The organism is Burkholderia pulmonis, assembly GCF_984667975.1.
In genome coordinates, this window is the sequence record NZ_OZ480186.1 from 2644963 (window position 1) to 2670396 (window position 25434).

Here is a 25434-nt window from a genome sequence, read left to right on the forward strand (position 1 = left end):
GGGCCGCCGGCAACGCTCATGCGTCGCGCAGCGACTGCAGCGCGGGGCGCCGCAACACATTATGCAGGCTCAGCCAGCCGGCCGCACCGGCGCAAGCAACGCCGGCCGCGATACCGGCGGGCACGAGCCACGGATCGACGGCGAGCTGGAAGTCGAACACGCGCGACGCGAGCACCCAGCCGACCGCGATCGCACCCGCCGACGCCAGCGCGCCGGCCAGCGTGCCGACCACGACGAATTCCGCGCGCTGCACAGCGTTGACCTGTGCACGCGACGCACCGAGCGCACGCAGCAGCGCGGCTTCGCGTACGCGCTCGTCGCGCGAGCCGGCAAGCGCCGTGTACAGCACGAGCACGCCTGCCGCGAGCGTGAACAGGAACAGGAACTGCACCGCGCCGACCACCTGCAGCATCATCCGCTGCAACTGCGCGAGGATCGGCGCGACGTCGATCGCGGTCAGGTTCGGATAGCGCGCGATCAGCGGATCGAGCAACGCGGCGTTCGACGCAGGCAAATGGAAGCTCGTCAGGTAGACGGCCGGGAAATCCTTCAGCACCGGCGGCGGCATCAGCACGAAGAAATTGACACGGAACGAGCCCCAGTCGAGCTTGCGCACGCTCGTGACGGGCGCGTCGACCGTCAGGCCCGTCACGTCGAAGCGCAGCGTGTCGCCCGGCTTCACGTTCAGCGTCTTCGCGAGGCCGGCTTCGATCGAGATCTGCGGCGTGGCCGCGGTGCCGAACCAGTTGCCGGCGACGATCCGGTTGTCGGACGGCAGCTCGGTCGTATACGACAGGTTGAATTCACGATCGACGAGCCGGCGCGCCTCTTCGGACGGGTAGGCATCCGGATTCACCGGCTTGCCGTTGATCGCGACGAGGCGGCCGCGCACCATCGGCTCGGGCACGGCGTCGCGCACGCCGTGCGCGGCCAGATAGGCCGCGACGTCGTCGCGCTGGTCGGGCTGGATGTCGATCAGGAACTGGTTCGGCGCATCGGGCGGCGTCGACTGTCGCCAGCCCGCCACGAGGTCATTGCGCGTGATCGCGATCAGCAGCAGGCACATCAGGCCGAGTGCGAGCGCCGTGATCTGCAGCGCGCTGGCCGTGCCGCGCCGGTGCAGCGACGCAAGCGCATAGCGCCAGCCGACCCCTGCGGCCACGCGCGCATTGCGCACCGCACGCGCGGCTGCGAACAGCACGAGCCGGGCGATCAGCGTGAACCCGACCAGCGCGCCGGCAAAGCCGCCCGCGACGATCAGGCCGAGCTTCAGGTTGCCGGCAGCCACGATCAGCAGCCCCGCGAACAGCGCGACGCCGATCGCATAGCCGGCCCACGCGGTACGCGACGCATCGCCCCACTCGCGCCGCAGCACGCGCACCGGCGGCACGCGCGTGAGCGGTACGAGCGGCGGCAGTGCGAAACCGAGCAGCAGCACGAGCGCGGCGCCCATGCCGAGCAGCGCCGGCCACAGCGTGGGCGGCGGCAGCACGACGTCGATCAGGCTGCCGAGCGCGGCCAGCAACGCCCAGTGGCCGCCGTAGCCGAGCACCGCACCCGCGGCGCCCGACACGATACCGATACCGGCGAATTCGAGCGCGAACAGCGCGCCGAGCGTGCGGCGGCTCACGCCGAGGCAGCGCATCGTCGCGCAACCGTCGAGATGGCGCCGCATGTAGCGCTGCGCGGCCATCGCGATCGCGACCGCCGCGAGCAGCGCGGTCAGCAAAGCGACGAGCGTCAGGAAATGGCGCGCGCGATCCAGCGTCTGCCGCACCTGCGGCTGGCCTTCCTGCAACGACTCGAGCCCGACGCCGCGCAGTTTCCCGCCGTCGACGCGCTCGTGCGCATACGCCTCGAAGCGTGCGACGGCCGGTGCGTCGCCGGCGACCAGCAGCCTGTAAGTGACGCGGCTGCCGTAACCGGTGAGCCCCGTCGCGGCAAGGTCGTCCGCGCGCATCATCAGCCGCGGCGAAAAATTGACGAACGAAAAACCGCGATCGAGTTCGCGCGAGATCGATGCGGCAACCATGAACGTGCGCAGCCCGACGCGCACCGTATCGCCCGCCTTCAGGTGCAGCGCATCGAGCAGCGCAGGATCGGCCCACACGGTGCCGGGCGCGGGAATCGCGGCAGCCTTCTGCGCGGCGGAGGCGCCGGCCGGCACGATGTCCACCGCGCCGCGCAGCGGATACCCGGGCGACACGGCCTTCACGGCCGCGAGACGCGACGGCGCGGCATCAGCGGCCTGCCCGCCCGCAGCGGCCGCGATCATGCTCGGGAAAATGGCGGTCGTCGCGGTACGCAGGCCGAGCGCACGGGCCTGCCGGTCGAACGACGGATCGACGGGACGATCGGCGCGCACGACGAAATCGGCGCCGAGCATCTGGCGGGCATCGCGTTCGAGCCCCTGGCGCAACCGGTCGGCGAGAAAGCCGACGCTCGTCAGCGCCGCGACCGCGAGCACCAGCGCGAGGACGAGCAGCGTCAGTTCGCCCGCGCGCCAGTCGCGTGCGGTCATCCGGGCGGCCTGGCGAATCAGGTCGTGCAGGCCGAAGCGGCCCGCATGCGCATGCCCGTCAGGGCCGGGTTGCCCCGCCGGCGGCTGCGCCGCGTGTTGCGGCCCCTTCAATCGCGCTTCCCTCCGATCGAATTGAGCCGCGACACCATGTGGTTCGCCATCCCGCGAAAACCGCCCGACACGCCGCGCCACAGGCGCGGCAGCGCCCACGCCGACGCGGCGATGAACGCGGCGAGCAGCACGAGGAACGCGAGCGGAACGAAGAAGGCGAGGACGAGCCCGCCGACCACGAGACCGTCCTCGGTCGACGACGCGACCCAGTTCGAAATCGGTTCGGGAGACAGGTTGATCAGCGCGCGCGTGCCGGCCTTCGCGATGTGCGCGGCGCCGGCGAGCGAGCCGCCGGCGAGCCCCGCGACCGCGAGCACGGTCGGATCGGCATGGCCGAGCGCACCGGCGGCCAGCACGGCGCCGGCCGGGATGCGGATGAAGGTATGCACGGCATCCCACAGCGAGTCGAACGCGGGGATCTTGTCGGCCAGGAATTCGGTGAGGGTGAGCACGGCCGCCGCGCCGATGACCCACGGCGACATCAGGACGGCCAGCGTATCGGGCAGATGGAGCCAGCCGACCCGCGCGAGCACGCCGGCGATCAGCACCGTCAGGTACAGGCGCAGCCCGCTCGCCCACGCGAGCCCCGCGCCGAGCGAAATGGCTTCGATCATCGCCCTCTCCTTGCACTTTCCGTGCGTTTTGCCGATTGATCGGATCGGGTCGGACAAACCGGCCGCGCGGCGCGTGGCGACCGGCATCGCGTGCTGCGAGAAGCACGACGATATTCAGGCCCGAATGCGTTCCATTATAGACAGGCTATCCGGGTGACCGGCGCAATTCCGCAGTGCGACATCCCGGGCGCATGCGCGCCCGGGTGCCGACGCGCGGATGCCGGCGTCAGGCGGCCGACGACAGCTTGAGGCCGATCAGCCCCGCGACGATCAATGCGGCGCTCGCGACGCGCGCGATGGTCAGCGCCTCGCCCAGCATCACGATGCCGAACACGAACGCGCCGATCGCACCGATGCCCGTCCACACCGCGTATGCGGTGCCGAGCGGCAACTGGCGCATCGCGACGGCGAGCAGCCCGAAGCTGGCCAGCGCCGTCACGATCGTAAACACCGACGGACCGAGCTTCGTGAAGCCGTCCGACGATTTCAGGCCGGCCGCCCAGGCCACTTCCAGCAAACCGGCAATCAACAACCATACCCACGCCATCTCGACGTACTCCGTATCGGATGGGGCCGTCCCCGTTGAAGCGAATGACCCGGGGTCGTCCCCGGGCGGCGCCGAGTATAACAAGTTGCTTACGGATACGCCGGTGGCCGGCCTGGGGGCGGGATCGTGCGCTGCGCGATCAGTTCGATACGCGCTTCGGCGCGACGCCGCCGACGCAGCGGTCGTCGCGGTACAGCGTCCATTCCTCGCACACGCGGCCATCCTTGAACATGCACATCCCGACCTGCCCGCGTGGCAGGCTGCGGATCACGTGGCGACCGCCGAGCTTCTCGCAGTTGACCGACGCGGGATTGGCCAGCGCCGCCTGGGCGGCCGGCTGCTGCCCCGGCGGCAGCGGTTGGGCGAACGCGCCGCGCGCAGTCAGCGCCAGCGCACAGATGACGACCAGACGGACGGACATTGCACGCTCCTCGTTTTTGTTCGCGGAATGGTCAGGATAACGGGGAATGAGCGAACGGTGTGCAAGGCCGGCGCGCATTGCGAGACTGTCGCGCCGGCGCAACCCTGCCGGCGCGCGGTGTCACGCGGCGCCGACGAGCCGGTAGCCGACGCCCGTCTCGGTGACGATGTACTCGGGCTGCGCGGGGTCGAGTTCGAGCTTCTGGCGCAGGTGCGCCATGTAGATGCGCAGGTAATGATGGCTCTCGACGTGCGACGGCCCCCACACGTCGCGCAGCAGCTGGCGGTGCGTGAGCACGCGCCCCGCGTGCCGCACGAGCGTCGCGAGCAGCCGGTATTCGAGCGGCGTCAGGTGCACGATCTCGTTGTCGCGCCACACCTGGCGCAGCGCGAGATCGACGGTCACGGCGCCGAAGGTCACCTTCGGCGACTCGTTCGCGCCGCCCTGGTTGCGCCGGCGCAGTTGCGCACGGATGCGCGCACGCAGTTCGGACACGCCGAACGGCTTGGTCAGGTAGTCGTCGGCGCCCGCGTCGAGCGCGGCGACCTTCTCCTCCTCCTGCGTGCGGGCGGACAGCACGATCACCGGCACCTCGGACCAGCCGCGCAGTTCGCGGATCACGTCGAGGCCGTCGGTGTCGGGCAGGCCGAGGTCGACGATCACGAGGTCGGGCTTGCGCGTCGCCGCGTCGATCAGCCCCTGCTTGCCCGTCTCGGCTTCGAACACCGCGATGTCCTCCTCTTCGAGCGCGGCGCGCACGAAACGGCGGATCTGCTTTTCGTCCTCGATCAGGACGACGGTCAGGCTGGGTTCACTCATGGTCTGGCAATGACTCGGATGGGGACGATGCGCCCGGCAGGTCGGATTCGTCGTCGGGCACGGCAGGCGCGGCCGGCGGCGTCTCGACCGGCAGCGTGAACCAGAAGCGCGCGCCCGTCACGTGCCCGTCGGGCGCAATGCGGTTGAGCGCGCCGATTTTACCGCCGTGCGCCTCGACGATCGCACGGCAGATCGCGAGGCCGAGCCCGATGCCCGGCGTCGCCGATTCCTTCTCGCCGCGCGTGAACTTGTCGAAGATCCGCGTTTCCATCCCGGCCGGCAGGCCGGGGCCGTGATCGTCGACATGCACGCGCACGAACGGCAGCCCGTCGTCGGTCACGCGTTCCGCGCCGATGTCGATCGGCGTATCGGGCGGCGTGTACTTCGCGGCGTTCTCGAACAGGTTGGTGAACAGGCGCTCCATCAGCACCGCGTCCATCTGCAGCAGCGGCAGGTCCGCCGGCAGCGCGACGCGCGCCGGATGACGCGCGAGCACGCGCTTGCATGCGGCGAGCGCGGCGCCGACGGTTTCCTCGAGCAGCGACCACTGGCGCTTGAGCTGCAGGCTGCCGGCCTGCAGCCGCGCCATGTCGAGCAGGTTGGTGACGATGCCCGTCATGCGCAGCGCTTCGTCGTGGATCGCATCGACGAGTTCGCCCTCGCGCTGCGCGAACCGCTCGACCGCCGCGGCGTCGCCGCCCTGCGCGGCCGCACGCCCGTTCGCGAGCATCGACGAAAAGCCGACGATCGTCGTGAGCGGCGTACGCAGGTCGTGCGAGATCGCCGACAGCAGCGAGTTGCGCAGCCGTTCGGATTCCATGTTGACGAGCGCGTCGCGCGCGATCTCGACGTAGTGCACGCGTTCGAGCGCGAGCGCGATCTGCGCGGCGAATGCGTCGAGCATCCGCTGCTGCTCGGGCACCTCGAGTTCGCGCGGCTCGCGCGACGCGACCGCGAGCACGCCGCGCGTACGCATCGGCGCCTTCAGCGGCAGGTACAGCGCGGCCGTCGCGGGCAGCGTGTCGGTGCCGCGGCCGGCCGGCTTCTGCTGGTCGTACACCCACTGGCCGACGTCGCTGTCGAGATCGGCGCCCGTCAGCGTGACGGCCGCGTCGGGCTCCTCGATCTTCTGCCGCACCTTGTCCACGCTGTCGGGCAGCAGGAACGCGACGCGCGCGCGGAACACCTCGCCGACGTGGCGGCTGCCGATCTCGACGATCTGCTCGGTCGTCAGCGCCGCGCCGAGCTCGCGCGCCATCGCGTAGATCGCGCCGGTGCGGCGCTCGCGGCGCTGCGCGACGCTCGCCTGGCGCGTCAGCGTCGACGTCAGGTGGCTGATCACGAGCGACGTCAGCAGCATCCCGAAGAAGGTCAGCAGGTATTGCGTGTCGCTGACCGAGAACGACATGCGCGGCGGCACGAAGAAGTAATCGAACGCGGCCACCGACAGGAACGACTGCAGCACGCCCGGGCCGCGCCCGAGCCGCACGGCCGAGAACACGACGCCGAGCAGGTACAGCATCACGAGGTTCGTCAGGTCGAGCCGCTCGGACACGAGGCTCGCGACGACGGTGATCGCCGTGCAGATCGCGGCCGCATACACGTAGTGGCGCGGCGGCGAGCGGTGCGTGCCGAACTGCGCGAACGCATCGCGCCAGTCGCGTGCCCGTGCATCGAGCGGCGCGGTACGCGCCTCGTCGCTCGCGGACGCGCGAATCAGCATCAGGTCGACGTCGCCCGCGCGTTCGGCGAGCTGCTCGCCGAACGGCCGCGCGAAGCGGCGCACGAGCCCGACCTTCGGCGAGCCGCCCGCGACGATCTTCGATACGTTGCGCACCTTCGCATAGCCGATCAGCGCGGCCACCGCGTCGGCGCCGGCGAGCGTGGCCGTCTCCGCGCCGAGCTCGGCCGCGAGCTTCAGCGCGTCGAGCGTGCGCTGTCGCTGCGCGTCGGGCAAGCGCTGCAGGCGCGGCGTCTCGACATACACGGCGATCCAGTCGGCCTTCAGGCTCGCGGCGAGCCGCGCGGCCGCGCGCACGAGCGTCGGCGCTTCGGCACCCGGGCCGACACACACGAGCAGCCGCTCGCGCGCCTGCCAGATGCGCTGGATCGAACGGTCGGCACGGTATTCGCGCATCTGCGCATCGACGCGGTCGGCCGTGCGCCGCAGCGCCAGCTCGCGCAGCGCGATCAGGTTGCCCTTGCGGAAGAAGTTGCGGACCGCGCGCTCGGCCTGCTGCGCGAGATAGACCTTGCCGTCGCGCATCCGCTCGAGCAGCTCCTCGGCCGGCAGGTCGACGAGCGTGACTTCGTCGGCCGCGTCGAACACGCGGTCGGGCACGGTCTCCCACACGCGGATGCCGGTGATCGCGCCGACCACGTCGTTCAGGCTTTCGAGGTGCTGGACGTTGACGGTCGTATACACGTCGATGCCCGCATCGAGCAGCTCGTAGACGTCCTGCCAGCGCTTCAGGTGCCGGGCGCCCTGCACGTTCGAATGCGCGAGCTCGTCGACGAGGATCAGTTGCGGCTGCCGCGCGAGCGCGCCGTCGAGGTCGAATTCGGCGAGCGTGCGGCCGCGATAGTCGATGCGCGCGAGCGGCAGCACGTCGAGGCCGTCGAGCAGTGCGGCGGTTTCGCTGCGGCCGTGCGTCTCGACGATGCCGATGACGACGTCGACGCCTTCCTGCAGGCGCTGGCGCGCGGCCTGCAGCATCGCGTAGGTCTTGCCGACGCCGGCCGACGCGCCGAAGAAGATCTTGAGCTGGCCGCGGCGCTGCTTTTCTTCGTCTCGCTGCAGCTTGTCGAGGAGTTGGTCTGGATCGGGACGGTTCATGCGTCAGGAAGGCGGAGCGCCCGGATGCGCGCGAGTACGAGCATTGTTGTTCCAAATCGCCGCAAAAGGCAAAGACGGCGCATGCGCCGTCGGAAAAAAGCGCGTCCGGCGCGGATCGTGCCGCACCGGACGCCGGTTGTCACCGGAAGCCCGGACGCGCGCTCAGTGCGCGGCGTCGAGCGCGAGGTTCAGCTTCAGCACGTTCACGCGCGGCTCGCCGAGCACGCCGAACTGGCGACCCGTCGTATTCGCGGCGACGAGCTGCGCGACCGCGTCCGGCGCCAGGTTGCGCGCCTTCGCGACGCGCTCGACCTGGTATGCCGCGGCGGCCGGCGTGATCTCCGGATCGAGACCGCTCGCCGACGCCGTCACGAGGTCGACCGGCACGGGCTTCGACATGTCGGTGCCGGCATCGTGCAGCGCGGCGATGCGCCCCTTCACCTGGTCCGCAAGCGACGGGTTCAGCGGGCCGAGGTTCGAGCCGCCGGAGCCGGTCGCGTTGTACGGCATCGGCGACGTGGCCGACAGCCGGCCCCAGAAGTACTTCGGCGCGTCGAACTGCTGGCCGATCAGCGCGGAGCCGACCGCCTTGCCGTCCTTCTCGATCAGGCTGCCGTTCGCCTGCGACGGGAACACGGCCTGGCCGAACACGGTCATCACGGCCGGGTAAGCAAGGCCCGTCACGGCGGTCAGGACGACAAAGAGCACGACGAGCGGGCGAATCAACGTTTTCATGATGTTTCCTTCAAATGCGGCCGGCTCAGGCCCAGCCGAGTGCGGCGAGCGTCATGTCGATCAGCTTGATGAACGGGAACGGCAGCAGCACGCCGCCGAGGCCGTACACCAGCAGGTTGCGGCGCAGCAGCGACGCGGCGCCGAGCGGCCGGTACGTGACGCCCTTCAGCGCGAGCGGGATCAGCGCGACGATGATCAGCGCGTTGAAGATCACCGCCGACAGGATCGCGGATGCCGGCGACGTCAGGTGCATGATGTCGAGCACGCGCAGTTGCGGGTACGTCGTCACGAATGCGGCCGGGATGATCGCGAAGTACTTCGCGATGTCGTTCGCGATCGAGAACGTCGTCAACGAGCCGCGCGTCATCAGCATCTGCTTGCCGATCTCGACGATCTCGATCAGCTTCGTCGGGTTCGAGTCGAGGTCGACCATGTTGCCAGCTTCCTTCGCCGCCTGCGTGCCCGTGTTCATCGCCACGGCCACGTCGGCCTGCGCGAGCGCCGGCGCGTCATTCGTGCCGTCGCCCGTCATCGCGACCAGACGGCCGGCCGCCTGGTGTTCGCGGATCGTCGCGAGCTTGGTTTCCGGCGTCGCTTCCGCGAGGAAATCGTCGACACCCGCTTCCGCTGCAATCGCCGCGGCCGTCAGCCGGTTGTCGCCCGTCACCATCACGGTCTTGATGCCCATCTTGCGCAGCTCCGCGAAGCGCTCCTTGATGCCGCCCTTCACGATGTCCTTCAGCTCGATCACGCCGAGCACGCGCGCCGCCCCTTCATGCAGGTCGGCCACGACGAGCGGTGTGCTGCCGCGGCGCGCCACCTCGTCGACCGCGCGGCGTACTTCTTCCGGGAAGCGGCTGCCGTGCGCTTCGACATAGCCGCGGATCGCGTCGGCCGCGCCCTTGCGGATTTCACGGCCCGGCAGGTCGACGCCGCTCATCCGCGTCTGCGCGGAAAAGCCGATGAACGTCGCCTGCAGTTGCGCCATGTCGCGCTGGCGAATGTTGAAGCGCTCCTTCGCGAGCACGACGATGCTGCGGCCTTCCGGCGTCTCGTCGGCGAGCGACGACAGTTGCGCGGCATCGGCCAGCGCTTCCTCCGTCACGCCCGGCGCCGGCACGAACGTCGATGCCTGGCGGTTGCCGAGCGTGATCGTGCCGGTCTTGTCGAGCAGCAGCACGTCGACGTCGCCGGCCGCTTCCACCGCGCGGCCCGACGTCGCGATCACGTTCGCCTGCATCATCCGGCTCATCCCGGCCACGCCGATCGCGGACAACAGCCCGCCGATCGTCGTCGGGATCAGGCACACGAGCAGCGCGACGAGCGCGGTGATCGTCACCACGTGACCGGCCTTCATCGCGTCGACCGCGAACGTCGAGAACGGCAGCAGTGTGGCAGTGGCCAGCAGCATCACGATCGTCAGCGCGACGAGCAGGATCGTCAGCGCGATCTCGTTCGGCGTCTTCTTGCGCTTCGCGCCTTCGACCATCGCGATCATCCGGTCGAGGAACGCCTCGCCGGGGTTCGCGGTGACCTTGACGACGATCCAGTCGGACAGCACGCGCGTGCCGCCCGTCACCGACGAGAAGTCACCACCGGATTCGCGGATCACCGGCGCCGATTCGCCGGTGATCGCCGATTCGTCGACCGATGCAACGCCGTCGACGACTTCGCCGTCGGCCGGGATCACGTCGCCGGCCTCGACGAGCACGACGTCGCCACGGCGCAGCTCGGTCGCGGTCGTGATGCGGATCGGCGATTTCGGATGCGGCTCGTTGAGCTTCTTCGCCGTTACGTCCTTCTTCGCACTGCGCAGCGATGCGGCCTGCGCCTTCGAGCGCCCTTCGGCGAGCGCTTCGGCGAAGTTCGCGAACAGCACCGTGAACCACAGCCAAAGCGCGATCGCGAGGATGAAGCCCGCGGGCGCCTCGGCCTGGCCGACGAGCGCCGCGATCCACAGGATCGTGGTCAGGATGCTGCCGACGTACACGCAGAACATCACCGGATTGCGGAACTGCGTGCGCGGCGTGAGTTTCTTGAACGAGTCCACGATCGCCGGGCGCAGTAGCGCCGGATCGAACATGGACCGTGTTGCGGAATGTTGAGTCATTGCGATCTCTTCAATCTCTTCAGTCTTTTCAATGTGTCGCCATGCGGGCGCGCATTACGCGCCCAGCCACATCATCAGGTGCTCGACGCCCGGGCCGAGCGCAAGCGCCGGCACGTAGGTCAGCGCGCCCACCAGCAGCACGGTGCCGAGCAGCAGCACGACGAACAGCGGACCGTGCGTCGGCAGCGTGCCGCTCGTCACCGCGATGCGCTTCTTCGCGGCAAGCGAACCGGCGATCGCCAGCACCGGCACGATCGTGCCGAAGCGGCCGAACCACATCGCGATCGCGGTCATCCAGTTGTAGAACGGCGTGCCGACCGTCAGGCCCGCGAATGCGCTGCCGTTGTTGTTCGCGGCCGAGCTGAACGCGTAGAGGATTTCCGAGAAGCCGTGCGGGCCCGGGTTCGCGATGCCGGCCTTGCCTGCATCGGCGAGCACGGCGATCGACGTGCCGACCAGCACGAGCAGCGGCGTGAGCAGCACGACGATCGACACCATCTTCATCTCGTACGACTCGATCTTCTTGCCGACGTATTCCGGCGTGCGGCCGATCATCAGGCCGGCGACGAACACCGCGAGCAGCGCGAACACGAGCATCCCGTAGAGGCCCGAACCGACCCCGCCGAAGATCACTTCGCCCAGCTGCATCAGCAGCATCGGTACGAGGCCGCCCAGCGGCGTCAGCGAATCGTGCATCGTGTCGACCGCGCCGCACGACGCTGCCGTCGTCGCGACCGTGAAGATGCCGGTCTGCGCGATGCCGAAGCGCGTTTCCTTGCCTTCCATGTTGCCGCCCGGCTGCAGCGCGCTCGCCGACTGGTCGACGTGCAGCGCTGTGAGCGTCGGGTTGCCGGCCTGCTCGGCACTCACCTCGATGCCGATCGCGACCACGAACGCGACCGTCATTGCCGCGAGCACCGCGATACCCTGCCGGCGGTCGCCGATCATGCGACCGAACACGAGGCACAGCGCGGCCGGAATGATCAGGATCGCAAAGATCTGGATGAAGTTCGCGAACGGCGTCGGGTTCTCGTACGGGTGCGCGGAGTTCGCGTTGAAGAAGCCGCCACCGTTGGTGCCGAGCATCTTGATCGCTTCCTGCGACGCGACCGGGCCCATCGCGAGCGTCTGCTTCGTGAGCGGGGTCGGCACCGTGACCGGGTTGCCCTTGTCGTCCTTCACCGGGTTGCCCTGCGCGTCGAGCTTCGGCGCCGCATAGGTGCTCGTCTGCAGCACCGGCACGTCCTCGTACGCCTTCATGTTCTGGATCACGCCCTGGCTCATCAACAGCCCGGCGATCACCACCGACATCGGCACGAGCACGTACATCGTCACACGCGTGAGGTCGACCCAGAAGTTGCCGATCGTCTGCGCGGTGTGACGTGCAAAGCCGCGGATCAGCGCGATCACGACGACGATGCCGGTCGCTGCCGACAGGAAGTTCTGCACGGTCAGGCCGAGCATCTGCGTCAGGTAGCTGACGGTCTGCTCGGGCGTGTAGTCCTGCCAGTTCGTGTTGGTGACGAAGCTGACGGCCGTGTTGAATGCACCGTCGACCGTCATCGCGCCGAACTGCTGCGGGTTGCCCGGCAGGAAACCCTGCAGGCGCAGCAGGCCGTAGAGGAACAGCGCGCCGAGCGCGTTGAACGCGATCGTCGCGATCGCGTACTGCTTCCAGTTCATCTCGCTGCCGGCATCGACGCCGGCGATACGGTACAGCGCACGTTCGAGCGGCCCGAACACGCGCACGACGCGCGAGCTGCCGTCCATCACCGCCGACAGGTAGCGCGCGACCGGAACGGCCGCCGCCAGCAGCACGACGATGAACAGCAGCGATTGGAACAGATTGTTCGCGTTCATTCGATGTCCTCCGCGCGCAGCAGCGCAAAGACGAGATACGCGAACAGCAGGGCCGTCGAGGCACCCGCCAGCCAAAGCATCCAGGTCATGCTCGCCCCCCGCGACCGTATTGCACGAGCTTGTCGCAACCGGCAATCAAACCGAGGATCAGCGCGGTGAAGAGCACCAGAGCGCCGATAAATACCCCATCCATTTTTGTGTTCTCCGTCAGCGAAATCAGACGAGTAGAACCTTATGGGAACGCACGTAAAGGACGGGTCAAAGGTATCGGGGCGGATATAAAAAACGTGTAAACACGCAGACGGGAGCAAACCGGGAGGCGGGACGGACGGCGCCGCAGCGCCGCCCGCGAAGGCGCGTGCCGGCATGGCGCCGGCACGGTGGGAGGGTCAGGCGGTGGTCAAGCGGATCAGGGAACGAGGATCGTCGAGCCCGTGGTCTTGCGCGCTTCGAGCTCTTCATGCGCGCGGCCGACTTCCGCGAGCGGATAGCGCTGGTTGATGCTGGTCTTCACCTTGCCCGACAGGATCACGTCGAACAGCTCGGCGGCCGCGGCCTCGAGATCGGCGCGCTTCGCGATGTACGAGAACAGCGTCGGCCGCGTGAAGAACAGCGAGCCGCGCGACGAGAACTCCTTCGAGTCGATCGGCGGCAGCGGGCCCGACGCATTGCCGAAGCTGACGAAGTAGCCGAGCGGCGCGAGGCAGTCGAGCGAGCCGATGTAGGTGTCCTTGCCGATCGAATCGTAGACGACCGGCACGCCCGCGCCGTTCGTGATCTCCTTCACGCGCTGCGTGAAGTTCTCGCGCGTGTAGACGATCGGGTGATCGCAGCCGTGCGCCTTCGCGAGCTCGGCCTTCTCGTCGGAGCCGACCGTCCCGATCACGGTCGCACCGAGCGCCTTCGCCCACTGGCACACCAGCAGGCCGACACCGCCGGCCGCCGCGTGGATCAGGATCGTGTCGCCGGCCTTCACCGGGTACGTGCGGCGCAGCAGGTAGTGCGCGGTGAGGCCCTGCAGCATCACCGACGCCGCGTCGTCGTAGCTGATGCCGTCCGGCAGCTTCACGAGCCGGTCGGCCGGCATCACGCGCTCCTGCGCATACGCGCCGGGCGGCTGCCCGACGTAGGCGACGCGGTCGCCGGCCTTGAGTGCCGTCACGCCGGTGCCGACGGCCGTCACCTCGCCCGCCGCCTCCATCCCGAGGCCGCCGGGCAGCGGCTGCGGATAGAGGCCCGTGCGGAAATACACGTCGATGTAATTGAGCCCGACCGCGTGCTGCTTCACGCGCACCTCGCCGGCTTTCGGCTCGCCGACCTCGACATCGACCCACTTCATCACGTCCGGGCCGCCCGGCTGGTCGTATCGGATTGCTTTCGGCATGCGTCGTACTCCTGGATTGGATATTCAAGGGAGAGTCGGCCGTCTGACGACGGTACGCATGATTGTCGCGCGTCGGCGAATTCCTTGCTCGCCTCGGGAAGGCGGCGAGGCGGCCGGCGGCGATCCATCAGACAGGCCAGCTCGACAAATCCACGCGAAAGCCTAAAGACAGGTTCGTGTATGCCGTAAAGAAAGAGATCGGCCGATCACGCCGATGTGCAGATGTGCCGTCCAACTCCAATCACAATCAAGTCGAGGATCCGAGTCATGCGCATTCCCGTCGTTGCATCTGTCCTGCTTGCCCTGGTCTCCTACACCGCGCAAGCCGCCACTTCGGTCATGATCGACGCGAAGCAGAACTGCCTTCAAAACGCGATCACGCCAGGCCCGTCATACGGCACTTCGGCAGCCTTCCAGCTCGCCCCCGGCCGCTACGTCATGTCGCTGTCGACGAACGCCATGAGCTGCACGGGCGGGAGCGGTTGCCTGATCGACAGCGTGCATGTGGTGGGCGGCATGGGCACTTCGCGATGGGGCGTGTCGGTGACGAAGCAGCCGATCGTCGTCGACGTACCCCCGGTCGCGAGCACCCTCACCCTGTGGGGCTTCGTCACCGACGACGCCTGCTCCGACAATACCGGGCAGGCCACCCTGCTGATCCAGACGGCCAATTGATCCGCTTGTGACGATTCAACCCTGAAAGCACACGAACGACCGCCGACGACAGCGCCGTCGCGATCGTTCGAGCAGCGGGCGGCGCGGCCGTTGCCTAGCAAACGTCCTGCATGTTGCGCGCCAGATCGTCGAGCAGCATCCGCGCGGTGGCGACATTCGTCGCGACCGGCACGTCGTGCACGTCGCACGCGCGCACGAGCGCGGTGATGTCGGGGTCGTGCGGCTGCGCGGTCATCGGGTCGCGCAGGAACACGACGATGTCGACACGCCCGTCGGCCAGTTCCGCGCCGATCTGCAGGTCGCCGCCGAGCGGCCCGGACAGCTTGCGCTCGACCTCCAGCCCGTGCGCGTCCGCGATGCGCCCGCCCGTCGTGCCCGTCCCGACCAGCCGGCATTGCGCGAGCGTCGCGCGGTATTCGCCCGCGAGCGCGACGATCTCGTCCTTCTTCGCGTCGTGCGCAATCAGTGCGATGCGGGGTTTGCTCATCTCCAGTTCCTTCGTCGTTCGGTTGTTGTCGTGAATCGAAAGGCGCGGGTCAGAACGTGCCCGGGTACGCGCCGCCGTCGAGCAGCCAGTTCTGCCCGGTGATGTAGCCGGCATGCACGCTGCACAGGAACGCGCAGGCGGCGCCGAATTCGGCGCGCGTGCCGAGACGGCCGGCCGGAATGTCCTTCGCGCGCCGCGCGCGCATTTCGTCGACCGTCACGCCCTGCGCCTTCGCCGACGCGGCGAGCGTCGTCGCGATCCGGTCGGTGTCGAACAGCCCCGGCAGCAGGTTGTTGATCGTCACGCCCTGGCCGGCGACCTTGCGCGACAGCCCCGCGACGAAGCCGGTCAGCCCCGAGCGCGCGCCGTTCGACAGCGCGAGCACGTCGATCGGCGCCTTCACGGCCGAACTGGTGATGTTGACGATCCGGCCGAAGCCGCGCCCGATCATCCCGTCGACGGTCGCGCGGATCAGCTCGATCGGCGTCAGCATGTTCGACTCGAGCGCGCGGATCCAGTCGTCGTGCGAGAAATCCCGGAAGTCACCGGGCGGCGGGCCGCCGGCATTCGTCACGAGAATGTCCGGCTGCGGGCAGGCGGCGAGCGCGGCCGCGCGCCCGTCCGGCGTCGTGATGTCGCAGGCGACCGCCGTGACCGACACGTTCGCGCCGGCCCGGATCTCCTCCGCGGTTTCCTCCAGCGTGTCGCGCGTGCGCGCGACGATCACGAGGTTCACGCCCTCGGCGGCCAGCGCTTCCGCGCAGCCGCGCCCGAGGCCCTTGCTTGCCGCGCACACGAGCGCGGTCCTTCCTTCAATGCCGAGATCCATCGTCGATTCCCTGGTGGCGCGCGCGCCGACGCGGCCCCGCGCGGCCGCGCCGGTGGGCGGGCGAACGGGCGTGCGCGGCACGCGGATTGTCGTGAGACGTCGATAATATCCGGATCATGCGGCGCGCCTTGGTAAAATTGCGGCCATAAGCGGCGGCCGGCTTGCGCCCGCCCCCGCCCCGATCCCCTTTTGCCGCCAAGGCGCCCCCGTCATGAAACAGGACAGCCGTTTCCCGAACCTCTTCATCACCGATCACCCGCTGATCCAGCACAAGCTCACGCACATGCGCGACAAGGACACGTCGACGCGCACGTTCCGCGAGCTGCTGCGCGAGATCACGCTGCTGATGGGCTACGAGATCACCCGCAACCTGCCGATCACGACCAAGCGGGTCGAAACCCCGCTGGTGTCGGTCGACGCGCCCGTGATCGCGGGCAAGAAGCTCGCGATCGTGCCCGTGCTGCGCGCGGGCATCGGGATGTCGGACGGCCTGCTCGACCTGGTGCCGTCCGCGCGCGTCGGCCACATCGGCGTATACCGCGCCGACGACCACCGCCCGGTCGAATACCTGGTGCGCCTGCCGGACCTGGAAGACCGCATCTTCATCCTGTGCGACCCGATGGTCGCGACCGGCTACTCGGCCGTGCACGCGGTCGACGTGCTCAAGCGCCGCAACGTGCCGGCCGCGAACATCATGTTCGTCGCGCTGGTCGCCGCGCCGGAAGGCGTGCAGGTGTTCCAGGACGCGCACCCCGACGTGAAGCTGTTCGTCGCGTCGCTCGATTCGCACCTGAACGAGCATGCGTACATCGTGCCGGGCCTCGGCGACGCGGGCGACCGCCTGTTCGGCACCAAGAACTGAGCACCGGCGCGGTCGCGCGGCGCGTAACCCGGTCCGCGGCGGCCTGCCCGGCCGTTCGGCCAGGTGCGGCGGCCCCGAACCGGCGGTCGCCGCGTGATAAAATCACGTTCTACTCGACACGCGCGGCCCCGCGGCTTCATGCCCGCCGAAACGGCCGCCGATTCAACGACACATTGAAACAATCGCCCGCGCTGCGCGCCCGGGCACGGAGAAAGGTATGGCTGGTCATTCGAAATGGGCCAACATCAAGCACAAGAAGGCAGCGGCCGACGCGAAGCGCGGCAAGATCTGGACCCGCCTGATCAAGGAAATCCAGGTTGCGGCGCGCCTCGGCGGCGGTGACGTCACGTCGAACCCGCGCCTGCGTCTCGCGGTCGACAAGGCAGCCGACGCGAACATGCCGAAGGACAACGTCAAGCGCGCGATCGATCGCGGCGTCGGCGGTGCCGATGGCGCGAACTACGAAGAGATCCGTTACGAAGGCTACGGCATCAGCGGCGCGGCGATCATCGTCGACACGCTGACCGACAACCGCACGCGTACGGTCGCGGAAGTGCGCCACGCGTTCTCGAAGTTCGGCGGCAACATGGGCACCGATGGCTCGGTCGCGTTCATGTTCGATCACGTCGGCCAGTTCCTGTTCGCGCCCGGCACGTCGGAAGACGCGCTGATGGAAGCCGCGCTCGAAGCCGGCGCGAACGACGTGAACACGAACGACGACGGCTCGATCGAAGTGCTGTGCGACTGGCAGGAATTCTCGAAGGTGAAGGACGCGCTCGAAGCCGGCGGCTTCAAGGCCGAACTCGCCGAAGTGACGATGAAGCCGCAGAACGAAGTCGAATTCACCGGCGACGACGCGGCGAAGATGCAGAAACTCCTGGACGCGCTCGAGAACCTCGACGACGTGCAGGACGTGTATACGAACGCCGTCATCGTCGAGGAATGAGCTGCCGGCCGCCGCGCGCCCGTCGCGGCGGCGGCCCGACCGATTCCGCGGCCGGCGCGCCTGAGCGTGCCGGCCGCCCTGTTTTCTAGTCTGCGGGGAATCCCATGAAACTACTCGTCGTCGGTTCCGGCGGCCGCGAACATGCGCTGGCGTGGAAGCTCGCGCAGTCGCCGCGCGTCCAGATGGTCTACGTCGCGCCCGGCAATGGCGGCACGGCGCAGGACGAGCGTCTGAAGAACGTCGATATCACGTCGCTCGACGAACTCGCCGATTTCGCGGAAAGCGAAGGCGTCGCGTTCACGCTCGTCGGGCCGGAAGCCCCGCTCGCGGCCGGCATCGTCAACCTGTTCCGCGCGCGCGGCCTGAAAGTGTTCGGCCCGACCCGCGAAGCCGCGCAGCTCGAAAGCTCGAAGGATTTCGCGAAGGCGTTCATGAAGCGCCACGGCATCCCGACGGCCGAGTACGAAACGTTCTCCGACGTCGCCGCCGCCCACGCGTACATCGACGCGAAGGGTGCGCCGATCGTCGTGAAGGCCGACGGCCTCGCGGCCGGCAAGGGTGTCGTCGTCGCGATGACGCTCGAAGAGGCGCATGCGGCCGTCGACATGATGCTGTCGGGCAACAAGCTCGGCGATGCCGGCGCGCGCGTCGTGATCGAGGAATTCCTCGACGGCGAGGAAGCGAGCTTCATCGTGATGGTCGACGGCAAGCACGCGCTGGCACTGGCTTCCAGCCAGGACCACAAGCGCCTGCTCGACGAAGACCGCGGCCCGAACACCGGCGGCATGGGCGCCTATTCACCCGCGCCGATCGTCACGCCGCAGATGCACGCACGCGTGATGCGCGAAATCATCATGCCGACCGTGCGCGGGATGGAGAAGGACGGCATCCGCTTCACGGGCTTCCTGTATGCGGGCCTGATGATCGACAAGGACGGCAATCCGCGCACGCTCGAGTTCAACTGCCGGATGGGCGACCCGGAAACGCAGCCGATCATGGCGCGCCTGAAGAGCGATTTCTCGAAGGTCGTCGAGCAGGCGATCGCGGGCACGCTCGACACGGTCGAGCTCGACTGGGACCGCCGCACCGCGCTCGGCGTCGTGCTGGCCGCGCACGGCTATCCGGACGCGCCGCGCAAGGGCGACCGCATCAACGGGATCCCGGCCGAAACCGAACAGACGGTGACGTTCCATGCGGGCACGACGCTCGCCGACGGCGACAAGCTCGTGACATCCGGCGGCCGCGTGCTGTGCGTGGTCGGCCTCGCCGATTCGGTCCGCGAAGCGCAGCAGCATGCGTACGACACGATCAACCAGATCAATTTCGAAGGCATGCAGTACCGCCGCGACATCGGCTTCCGCGCGCTCAACCGCAAGAGCACGTAACGTCGCAATCGCCGTTCCGCCCTCACACGGCGGCGGCTCCTCTGCCGGGGTTCGATAGAATGCCCGGCAGATGCTTTTTTTACGGCCCTCGCGTCAGGCGGGGGCACCCAGTCCAGACATGACCGATTCGACCTACGACGTGGCGCGCGTGCGCACGTACCTCCAGGGCCTGCAGACACGCATCGCCGACGCGCTTGGCGCGCTCGACGGCACGCCGCTCGCGACCGACACGTGGCAGCGCGGGCCGGCCGAACGCCTGCGCGGCGGCGGCTGCACGCGGATTCTCGAAGGCGGCCGCGTGTTCGAACGTGCGGGGATCGGCTTTTCCGACGTCGCGGGCGACGCGCTGCCGCCGTCGGCGAGCGCGGCGCGCCCGCAGCTCGCGGGCCGCGGCTTCGAGGCGCTCGGCGTGTCGCTCGTGCTGCACCCGCGCAATCCGTACTGCCCGACCGTGCACATGAACGTGCGGATGCTGATCGCGACGAAACCGGGCGAGGAGCCCGTGTTCTGGTTCGGCGGCGGCATGGATCTGACACCGGTTTACGGTTTCGAGGACGACGCGCGGCATTTCCACCAGACCTGCAAGGATGCGCTCGACCCGTTCGGCATCGAGCTCTATCCGCGCTTCAAGAAGTGGTGCGACGAGTATTTCTTCCTGAAGCACCGCAACGAGATGCGCGGCATCGGCGGAATTTTCTTCGACGATTTCTCCGAACCCGGTTTCGAACGCTCGTTTGACATGATGCAAAGCGTCGGCGATGCGTTCCTGCAGGCGTACCTGCCGATCGTCGAGCGTCGCGCCGAGCTGCCGTACGGCGAGCGCGAACGCGACTTCCAGGCATACCGCCGCGGCCGCTATGTCGAATTCAACCTCGTGTTCGACCGCGGCACGCTGTTCGGCCTGCAAAGCGGCGGCCGGACCGAGTCGATCCTGATGTCGATGCCGCCGGTCGCGAACTGGCGCTACAACTGGCAACCCGAGCCGGGTTCGCCGGAAGCGCGCCTGTACAGCGACTTCATCGTGCCGCGCGACTGGGTCTGAGCCCGCGCGCCCCGCTGCCCCAAGGAAAGGACGCGTTTCTGGACACCATCGCCCGCCCCGCCCCGCTGCCGCGTCGTATCGGCCTGCTGGGCGGTACTTTCGACCCGATCCACGACGGCCATCTCGCGCTCGCGCGCCGGTTCGCCGAGCTGCTCGACCTGACCGAACTCGTGCTGCTGCCCGCGGGGCAGCCGTACCAGAAGCGCGACGTGTCGGCCGCCGAGCACCGGCTCGCGATGACGCGCGCGGCCGCCGGCTCGCTGTCCGTGCCTGGCGTGACCGTGACCGTCGCCACCGACGAGATCGAGCACACCGGCCCGACCTACACGGTCGAGACGCTCGCGCGCTGGCGCGAGCGGATCGGCCCGGATGCGTCGCTGTCGCTGCTGATCGGTGCCGACCAGCTCGTGCGCCTCGATACGTGGCGCGACTGGCGCAAGCTGTTCGACTGCGCACACATCTGCGTGTCGACGCGCCCGGGTTTCGACCTGGGCGCGGCGCCGCCGGACGTGGCGCAGGAAATCGCCGCGCGGCAGGCCGGCGCCGACGTGCTGAAGGCCACGCCGGCCGGCCGCCTGCTGATCGATACGACCCTATCGTTCGACATCGCCGCGACCGACATCCGCGCGCACCTGCGCGAATGCATCGCGCGCCATGCGCAAATGCCCGATGCGTCGGCCGAGCATGTGCCGGCCGCCGTATGGGCCTATATTCTTCAACATCGCCTCTACCATTCCTGAATCCATGGATATTCGCAAACTGCAGCGCGTGATCGTCGACGCCCTCGAAGACGTCAAGGCGCAAGACATCAAGGTGTTCAACACCAGCCACCTGACCGAACTGTTCGACCGCGTGGTCGTCGCATCGGGCACCTCCAACCGCCAGACCAAGGCCCTCGCGTCGAACGTGCGCGACAAGGTCAAGGAAGCCGGCGGCGACGTCGTCAGCTCCGAAGGCGAAGACACCGGCGAATGGGTGCTGGTCGACTGCGGCGACGCGGTCGTGCATATCCTCCAGCCGGCCCTGCGCCAGTACTACAACCTCGAGGAAATCTGGGGCGACAAGCCCGTGCGAATGAAGCTCGGCGGCGGCAAGGGCAACGGCTTTGCCACGGCCAGCGAAGGCGACGAGGAAGAGGAGGAAGCGCCCGCACGCCCGGCGCGCAAGACGGCCGCCCGCCGCCGCTGAGTCGTCGCGCGTCTCCCGATGAAGCTTTTCATCCTCGCCGTCGGCCACAAGATGCCGGGCTGGATCGCATCCGGCTTCGACGAATACACGAAGCGGATGCCGCCCGAGCTGCGCATCGAGCTGCGCGAAATCAAGCCTGAACTGCGTTCCGGCGGCCGCAGCGCCGAAAGCGTGATGGCGGCCGAGCGGCAGAAGATCGAGGCCGCGCTGCCGAAGGGCGCGCGCCTCGTCGCGCTCGACGAGCGCGGCCGCGACTGGACCACGATGCAGCTCGCACAGGCGCTGCCCGGCTGGCAGCAGGACGGCCGCGACGTCGCGTTCGTGATCGGCGGCGCCGACGGGCTCGATCCGGACCTGAAAGCGCGCGCCGACGTGCTGCTGCGCATCTCGAGCATGACGCTGCCGCACGGGATGGTGCGCGTGCTGCTTGCCGAACAGCTTTACCGGGCGTGGAGCATCACGCAGAATCACCCCTACCACCGCGCATGACGTGTCGTCCTCGGGACGCGCGCCGCGCGCGCTCAACGAGATAACGACACCATGCCGTCCAGCACGCCCTCCGCGCTTTTCCCGACCCTTTACCTCGCTTCGCAAAGCCCGCGCCGCCAGGAGCTGCTGCAGCAGATCGGCGTACGCTTCGAACTGTTGCTGCCGCGCCCCGACGAGGACGCCGAGGCGCTCGAGGCCGAACGCCCCGGCGAAGCCGCCGATGCGTACGTTCGGCGCGTGACCGTCGCGAAGGCCGAGGCCGCTCGTGCACGCCTCGTCGCGAGCGGCAAGCCGGCCGCGCCGGTGCTGGTCGCCGACACCACCGTGACGATCGACGGCGCGATCCTCGGCAAGCCGGCCGACGCCGAGGACGCGCTCGCGATGCTCACGCGCCTCGCGGGCCGCGAACACGCGGTGCTGACCGCCGTCGCCGTGATCGATGCCGGCGGCGAGCTGCTGCCGCCCGCGCTGTCGCGCTCGTCGGTGCGCTTCGCGGCTGCGTCGCGCGACGCCTACGTGCGCTACGTCGAAACCGGCGAGCCGTTCGGCAAGGCCGGTGCCTATGCGATCCAGGGGCGCGCGGCCGAATTCATCGAGCGAATCGACGGTTCCCATTCAGGTATCATGGGTCTGCCCCTTTTTGAGACTGCCGCGCTGCTGCGTACCGCACGCGTCGCCTTCTGAATCCCACCATGAACGAAGAAATCCTGATCAACCTCACGCCGCAGGAAACGCGGGTCGCACTCGTCCAGCAAGGCGCGGTGCAGGAGCTTCACGTCGAGCGCACGCTGTCGCGCGGGCGGGTCGGCAACATCTATCTCGGCAAGGTCGTACGCGTGCTGCCCGGCATGCAGTCGGCATTCATCGACATCGGTCTCGAGCGCGCGGCGTTCCTGCACGTCGCCGACATCTGGCATCCGCGCCTCGCAGGCGAGCCGCAGTCGGGCACGCCGCACCAGCCGATCGAGAAGATCGTGTTCGAGGGCCAGACGCTGATGGTCCAGGTGATCAAGGATCCGATCGGCACGAAAGGCGCGCGGCTGTCGACGCAGGTCAGCATCGCGGGCCGCACGCTCGTCTACCTGCCGCAGGAGCCGCATATCGGCATCTCGCAGAAGATCGAGAGCGAGGCCGAGCGCGAGGCCGTGCGCGCACGCCTGACGGCCGTGATCCCGCCGGACGAGAAAGGCGGCTACATCGTGCGTACGATCGCCGAGGATGCGACCTCCGACGAGCTGGCCGGCGATGTCACGTACCTGCGCAAGACGTGGGCGACGATCGTCGCTCAGGCGCAGCGGCTGCCGGCGACGAGCCTGCTGTACCAGGACCTCGATCTCGCCCAGCGCGTGCTGCGCGATTTCGCGAACGACGACACGACGCGCATCCAGGTCGATTCGCGCGAGACGTACCAGCGCCTCTCGGAATTCGCGGGCGAGTTCACGCCGGCCGTGAGCCCGAAGCTGCACCACTACACCGGCGAGCGGCCGCTGTTCGACCTGTACAACATCGAGACGGAGATCCAGCGCGCGCTGTCGCGTCGCGTCGACCTGAAGTCGGGCGGTTACCTGATGATCGACCAGACCGAGGCGATGACGACGATCGACGTGAACACCGGCGGCTACGTCGGCGCGCGCAACTTCGACGACACGATCTTCAAGACCAACCTCGAGGCCGCGCACACGATCGCGCGGCAGCTGCGGCTGCGCAACCTCGGCGGGATCATCATCATCGACTTCATCGACATGGAGAACGCCGAGCATCGCGACGCGGTGCTGTCGGAGCTGAAGAAGGCGCTGTCGCGCGACCGCACGCGCGTGACGGTCAACGGCTTCTCGCAGCTCGGGCTCGTCGAGATGACGCGCAAGCGCACGCGCGAATCGCTCGCGCACGTGCTGTGCGAGCCGTGCCCGACCTGCCAGGGCAAGGGCCAGGTGAAGACGTCGCGCACCGTGTGCTACGACGTCCTGCGGGAGATCCTGCGCGAGTCGCGTCAGTTCAACCCGCGCGAGTTCCGCGTGATCGCCGCGCAGCAGGTGATCGACCTGTTCCTCGACGAAGAGTCGCAGCATCTCGCGATGCTGATCGACTTCATCGGCAAGCCGGTGTCGCTGCAGGTCGAGTCGAATCTGAGCCAGGAGCAGTACGACATCGTGCTGATGTAACGCTGCGTTCTTCTGTGGTTGCGCGAATCCTGCCCGGCGCGGCACGGATTTCGCGCAACGCGCTTGCATCCGCGACCGGCTATTCCTCGCCGGCGGCTTCCGGTGCGAAGCGCTCGATCGTGTCGCTATCCCATCGGCCAATGCGCATCGCTTCTTCCAGCATGCCGAGCGTAAGCGGCACGCGTTCCTGGTCACGATACTTCGACGAGAACAAACCGAGGATCGCTCGGACCCTATCCAGCGTCTCCGGGCCGATGTAACGCTTATACGGGATATGCTCGACGTCGATCCCGAAGGTCTCGCCCCACTTGTCGATAAATTCGATCGCGTCGATTCCCGTGATGCGAAGGTCTTCTTCCATCCGGCTTGCACGTGACAGCTTCAGCGGACCACCCAAGAGCGGACGCCCCGATTCCTCCCGGGCGAATGCTTCGAGCCGATCCCATGTCGTGTCCGTCATGTCGGAGCACCCTGTCTTCCGGAACAGATCCCCTGGCGTGAGATCGACACGCCCCTCATACGAATAGCGACTCGTCCGACATACGGCCCTCGTCGTTGTTCGAATAGCCGCAGACCGTAGCAAAGCCGAACGCGCGCGCCACCCCTGTATCATTCGGTCATGCGTGCAATGGTCCGCTTGACCAGGCCACACGGTGAAAGGCGCACCGAACCATTGTTTAGGAACAGTTTCCGGGCCAGTCCCGCGACAACGACACTTCGCGACGGCTCGACGCGCTACCCTTTCGCCGCCAGCCTCGGCCATGCGGCACGTCGACACGATGTCCGCGCCAGCCGCCGCGCTATCCTTTCTCACCTCTCATTCATTCACCACACACCATGAGCCAAGGCCACAACCGCCGCCAGCGCAAGAAACTCCACATCGGCGAGTTCCAGGAACTCTCGTTCAACGCCACCGCGCATTACCGCAACGAAATGACCGACCTCGAGCGCGGCGAGCTGATCGACGCGTTCATCGACTTCGTCGAAGCGAACGGGCTGCTGACCGTCGCGTCCGCGGACGAAGGCATCGGCGCCTACGTCATCTCCGGCGCACCGCGCGGCACGACGACCGACGCCGATCGCGAGCTCGTGCGCGGGTGGCTGGCCGCCCGTCCGGAACTGAAGGACGTCGAGGTCAGCGAATTCGCCGACGCGTGGTACCCGGACGCCTGATTGCCCGGTTTCAAGCGCCCGCGCCTGCCCGCCATGACGGCGGGCCAGGCGGGCGCCCGCGTAGTGCGCCCCGCGTCCCGATCCCTACCTTTTCCCCACAGTCCGCCTGCAACGGGCCATCGAAATCGGTCCTGAAAGCAAGACACGTTAAAATCCCACCTCGCGTGGTGCGCCGCCCGCACCCGCCATCCATCGCCAGCCGCGCGCCCTCGGGCCGCCCCCGACCCATGGAGTGAGT

Annotated in this window: 25 protein-coding genes; 11 read left to right on the forward strand and 14 right to left on the reverse strand. The window is 68.3% G+C overall.

Annotation, left to right across the window (positions count from 1 at the left end; all coding sequences use genetic code 11):
* Positions 1-16: 16 nt before the first annotated feature.
* The 11 genes from AC5LXK_RS12255 to AC5LXK_RS12305 all read right to left on the reverse strand — a co-directional run bounded on the left by AC5LXK_RS12255 (position 17) and on the right by AC5LXK_RS12305 (position 13958).
* On the reverse strand, positions 17-2632 hold the full coding sequence (locus AC5LXK_RS12255; RefSeq protein ID WP_493389055.1) for an ABC transporter permease: 2616 nt from the start codon (positions 2630-2632) through the stop codon (positions 17-19).
* Entirely contained in the window at positions 2629-3246 is a 618-nt protein-coding gene (locus AC5LXK_RS12260; RefSeq protein ID WP_493389056.1) for a DUF4126 domain-containing protein, read from the reverse strand. The genes AC5LXK_RS12255 and AC5LXK_RS12260 overlap by 4 nt, the downstream gene beginning before the upstream one ends.
* Before the next feature lie 226 nt (positions 3247-3472).
* Positions 3473-3793 carry a quaternary ammonium compound efflux SMR transporter SugE gene (gene sugE / locus AC5LXK_RS12265; protein WP_493389057.1) on the reverse strand — a complete coding sequence of 107 codons (321 nt, stop codon included), beginning with the start codon at positions 3791-3793 and terminating at the stop codon, positions 3473-3475.
* 139 nt (positions 3794-3932) lie between these two features.
* On the reverse strand, positions 3933-4214 hold the full coding sequence (locus AC5LXK_RS12270) for a DUF333 domain-containing protein (protein WP_493389058.1): 282 nt from the start codon (positions 4212-4214) through the stop codon (positions 3933-3935).
* A gap of 120 nt (positions 4215-4334) precedes the next feature.
* Positions 4335-5033, reverse strand: a complete 699-nt coding sequence (gene kdpE / locus AC5LXK_RS12275; RefSeq protein ID WP_493389059.1) for a two-component system response regulator KdpE — start codon at positions 5031-5033, stop codon at positions 4335-4337.
* On the reverse strand, positions 5026-7869 hold the full coding sequence (locus AC5LXK_RS12280) for a DUF4118 domain-containing protein (protein WP_493389060.1): 2844 nt from the start codon (positions 7867-7869) through the stop codon (positions 5026-5028). The genes kdpE and AC5LXK_RS12280 overlap by 8 nt, the downstream gene beginning before the upstream one ends.
* Positions 7870-8031: 162 nt before the next feature.
* Positions 8032-8604 carry a potassium-transporting ATPase subunit KdpC gene (kdpC, locus tag AC5LXK_RS12285; protein WP_493389061.1) on the reverse strand — a complete coding sequence of 191 codons (573 nt, stop codon included), beginning with the start codon at positions 8602-8604 and terminating at the stop codon, positions 8032-8034.
* Positions 8605-8629: 25 nt separating this feature from the next.
* Entirely contained in the window at positions 8630-10714 is a 2085-nt protein-coding gene (gene kdpB, locus AC5LXK_RS12290) for a potassium-transporting ATPase subunit KdpB (protein WP_493389062.1), read from the reverse strand.
* A 54-nt stretch (positions 10715-10768) separates the two neighbouring features.
* On the reverse strand, positions 10769-12574 hold the full coding sequence (gene kdpA, locus AC5LXK_RS12295) for a potassium-transporting ATPase subunit KdpA (protein WP_493389063.1): 1806 nt from the start codon (positions 12572-12574) through the stop codon (positions 10769-10771).
* Positions 12571-12663 carry a K(+)-transporting ATPase subunit F gene (gene kdpF, locus AC5LXK_RS12300; RefSeq protein ID WP_006752209.1) on the reverse strand — a complete coding sequence of 31 codons (93 nt, stop codon included), beginning with the start codon at positions 12661-12663 and terminating at the stop codon, positions 12571-12573. Before kdpF ends, kdpA begins: the two co-directional genes overlap by 4 nt.
* A 320-nt stretch (positions 12664-12983) precedes the next feature.
* Positions 12984-13958, reverse strand: coding sequence for a quinone oxidoreductase family protein (locus tag AC5LXK_RS12305; protein WP_493389064.1), 975 nt, complete (start codon positions 13956-13958; stop codon positions 12984-12986).
* A 267-nt stretch (positions 13959-14225) separates the two neighbouring features.
* Between AC5LXK_RS12305 and AC5LXK_RS12310 the strand changes: the two genes are divergently transcribed.
* Entirely contained in the window at positions 14226-14633 is a 408-nt protein-coding gene (locus AC5LXK_RS12310; protein ID WP_493389065.1) for a hypothetical protein, read from the forward strand.
* 94 nt (positions 14634-14727) lie between these two features.
* Here AC5LXK_RS12310 and AC5LXK_RS12315 read toward each other — a convergent pair whose 3' ends face one another.
* Together AC5LXK_RS12315 and AC5LXK_RS12320 are read right to left on the reverse strand one after the other, a co-directional pair.
* Positions 14728-15120, reverse strand: coding sequence for a methylglyoxal synthase (locus AC5LXK_RS12315; RefSeq protein WP_493389066.1), 393 nt, complete (start codon positions 15118-15120; stop codon positions 14728-14730).
* 49 nt (positions 15121-15169) lie between these two features.
* Entirely contained in the window at positions 15170-15949 is a 780-nt protein-coding gene (locus tag AC5LXK_RS12320) for an SDR family oxidoreductase (protein WP_493389067.1), read from the reverse strand.
* Between the two features lie 211 nt (positions 15950-16160).
* Between AC5LXK_RS12320 and upp the strand changes: the two genes are divergently transcribed.
* From upp to rng, 9 genes are all read left to right on the forward strand, one after another.
* Entirely contained in the window at positions 16161-16811 is a 651-nt protein-coding gene (upp, locus tag AC5LXK_RS12325) for a uracil phosphoribosyltransferase (protein ID WP_175846376.1), read from the forward strand.
* A 217-nt stretch (positions 16812-17028) separates the two neighbouring features.
* Entirely contained in the window at positions 17029-17757 is a 729-nt protein-coding gene (locus AC5LXK_RS12330; RefSeq protein WP_069257220.1) for a YebC/PmpR family DNA-binding transcriptional regulator, read from the forward strand.
* Positions 17758-17861: 104 nt separating this feature from the next.
* Positions 17862-19142: a phosphoribosylamine--glycine ligase gene (gene purD / locus AC5LXK_RS12335; RefSeq protein WP_493389068.1), complete on the forward strand. Its 1281-nt coding sequence runs from the start codon at positions 17862-17864 to the stop codon at positions 19140-19142.
* Between the two features lie 118 nt (positions 19143-19260).
* Positions 19261-20184, forward strand: a complete 924-nt coding sequence (hemF, locus tag AC5LXK_RS12340) for an oxygen-dependent coproporphyrinogen oxidase (RefSeq protein ID WP_493389069.1) — start codon at positions 19261-19263, stop codon at positions 20182-20184.
* The gene (locus AC5LXK_RS12345) at positions 20175-20924 is read left to right on the forward strand and encodes a nicotinate-nucleotide adenylyltransferase (RefSeq protein WP_493391220.1); all 750 of its coding nucleotides are present in this window, start codon (positions 20175-20177) and stop codon (positions 20922-20924) included. Before hemF ends, AC5LXK_RS12345 begins: the two co-directional genes overlap by 10 nt.
* Before the next feature lie 4 nt (positions 20925-20928).
* Positions 20929-21372, forward strand: a complete 444-nt coding sequence (gene rsfS / locus AC5LXK_RS12350; RefSeq protein WP_493389070.1) for a ribosome silencing factor — start codon at positions 20929-20931, stop codon at positions 21370-21372.
* 18 nt (positions 21373-21390) lie between these two features.
* Entirely contained in the window at positions 21391-21861 is a 471-nt protein-coding gene (gene rlmH / locus AC5LXK_RS12355) for a 23S rRNA (pseudouridine(1915)-N(3))-methyltransferase RlmH (protein ID WP_006478222.1), read from the forward strand.
* A gap of 51 nt (positions 21862-21912) precedes the next feature.
* The gene (locus tag AC5LXK_RS12360) at positions 21913-22545 is read left to right on the forward strand and encodes a Maf family protein (protein WP_493389071.1); all 633 of its coding nucleotides are present in this window, start codon (positions 21913-21915) and stop codon (positions 22543-22545) included.
* 8 nt (positions 22546-22553) lie between these two features.
* Positions 22554-24023, forward strand: a complete 1470-nt coding sequence (gene rng, locus AC5LXK_RS12365) for a ribonuclease G (RefSeq protein ID WP_493389072.1) — start codon at positions 22554-22556, stop codon at positions 24021-24023.
* Positions 24024-24102: 79 nt separating this feature from the next.
* On the opposite strand, the gene AC5LXK_RS12370 is transcribed toward rng, so the two are convergent.
* Positions 24103-24483 carry a DUF1493 family protein gene (locus tag AC5LXK_RS12370; protein WP_493389073.1) on the reverse strand — a complete coding sequence of 127 codons (381 nt, stop codon included), beginning with the start codon at positions 24481-24483 and terminating at the stop codon, positions 24103-24105.
* A gap of 377 nt (positions 24484-24860) precedes the next feature.
* On the opposite strand from AC5LXK_RS12370, the gene AC5LXK_RS12375 reads away from it, so the two are divergent.
* Positions 24861-25196 (forward strand): YggL 50S ribosome-binding family protein, encoded by a 336-nt coding sequence (locus tag AC5LXK_RS12375; protein ID WP_493382435.1) that lies wholly within the window; start codon positions 24861-24863, stop codon positions 25194-25196.
* The last annotated feature ends 238 nt before the right edge of the window (positions 25197-25434 follow it).

Excerpts from the sequence above, each read along its gene's own strand:
- rlmH (WP_006478222.1), top strand. The coding sequence starts at position 21,391 with ATGAAGCTTTTCATCCTCGCCGTCGGCCACAAGATGCCGGGCTGGATC.
- upp (WP_175846376.1), top strand. The coding sequence starts at position 16,161 with ATGAAACAGGACAGCCGTTTCCCGAACCTCTTCATCACCGATCACCCG.
- AC5LXK_RS12280 (WP_493389060.1), bottom strand. The coding sequence starts at position 7,869 with ATGAACCGTCCCGATCCAGACCAACTCCTCGACAAGCTGCAGCGAGAC.
- AC5LXK_RS12330 (WP_069257220.1), top strand. The coding sequence starts at position 17,029 with ATGGCTGGTCATTCGAAATGGGCCAACATCAAGCACAAGAAGGCAGCG.
- kdpF (WP_006752209.1), bottom strand. The coding sequence starts at position 12,663 with ATGACCTGGATGCTTTGGCTGGCGGGTGCCTCGACGGCCCTGCTGTTC.
- AC5LXK_RS12315 (WP_493389066.1), bottom strand. The coding sequence starts at position 15,120 with ATGAGCAAACCCCGCATCGCACTGATTGCGCACGACGCGAAGAAGGAC.
- AC5LXK_RS12310 (WP_493389065.1), top strand. The coding sequence starts at position 14,226 with ATGCGCATTCCCGTCGTTGCATCTGTCCTGCTTGCCCTGGTCTCCTAC.
- purD (WP_493389068.1), top strand. The coding sequence starts at position 17,862 with ATGAAACTACTCGTCGTCGGTTCCGGCGGCCGCGAACATGCGCTGGCG.
- AC5LXK_RS12320 (WP_493389067.1), bottom strand. The coding sequence starts at position 15,949 with ATGGATCTCGGCATTGAAGGAAGGACCGCGCTCGTGTGCGCGGCAAGC.
- AC5LXK_RS12360 (WP_493389071.1), top strand. The coding sequence starts at position 21,913 with ATGCCGTCCAGCACGCCCTCCGCGCTTTTCCCGACCCTTTACCTCGCT.
- kdpA (WP_493389063.1), bottom strand. The coding sequence starts at position 12,574 with ATGAACGCGAACAATCTGTTCCAATCGCTGCTGTTCATCGTCGTGCTG.
- AC5LXK_RS12370 (WP_493389073.1), bottom strand. The coding sequence starts at position 24,483 with ATGACGGACACGACATGGGATCGGCTCGAAGCATTCGCCCGGGAGGAA.
- kdpC (WP_493389061.1), bottom strand. The coding sequence starts at position 8,604 with ATGAAAACGTTGATTCGCCCGCTCGTCGTGCTCTTTGTCGTCCTGACC.
- rng (WP_493389072.1), top strand. The coding sequence starts at position 22,554 with ATGAACGAAGAAATCCTGATCAACCTCACGCCGCAGGAAACGCGGGTC.
- kdpB (WP_493389062.1), bottom strand. The coding sequence starts at position 10,714 with ATGACTCAACATTCCGCAACACGGTCCATGTTCGATCCGGCGCTACTG.
- kdpE (WP_493389059.1), bottom strand. The coding sequence starts at position 5,033 with ATGAGTGAACCCAGCCTGACCGTCGTCCTGATCGAGGACGAAAAGCAG.
- AC5LXK_RS12305 (WP_493389064.1), bottom strand. The coding sequence starts at position 13,958 with ATGCCGAAAGCAATCCGATACGACCAGCCGGGCGGCCCGGACGTGATG.
- AC5LXK_RS12270 (WP_493389058.1), bottom strand. The coding sequence starts at position 4,214 with ATGTCCGTCCGTCTGGTCGTCATCTGTGCGCTGGCGCTGACTGCGCGC.
- hemF (WP_493389069.1), top strand. The coding sequence starts at position 19,261 with ATGACCGATTCGACCTACGACGTGGCGCGCGTGCGCACGTACCTCCAG.
- AC5LXK_RS12260 (WP_493389056.1), bottom strand. The coding sequence starts at position 3,246 with ATGATCGAAGCCATTTCGCTCGGCGCGGGGCTCGCGTGGGCGAGCGGG.
- sugE (WP_493389057.1), bottom strand. The coding sequence starts at position 3,793 with ATGGCGTGGGTATGGTTGTTGATTGCCGGTTTGCTGGAAGTGGCCTGG.
- rsfS (WP_493389070.1), top strand. The coding sequence starts at position 20,929 with ATGGATATTCGCAAACTGCAGCGCGTGATCGTCGACGCCCTCGAAGAC.
- AC5LXK_RS12375 (WP_493382435.1), top strand. The coding sequence starts at position 24,861 with ATGAGCCAAGGCCACAACCGCCGCCAGCGCAAGAAACTCCACATCGGC.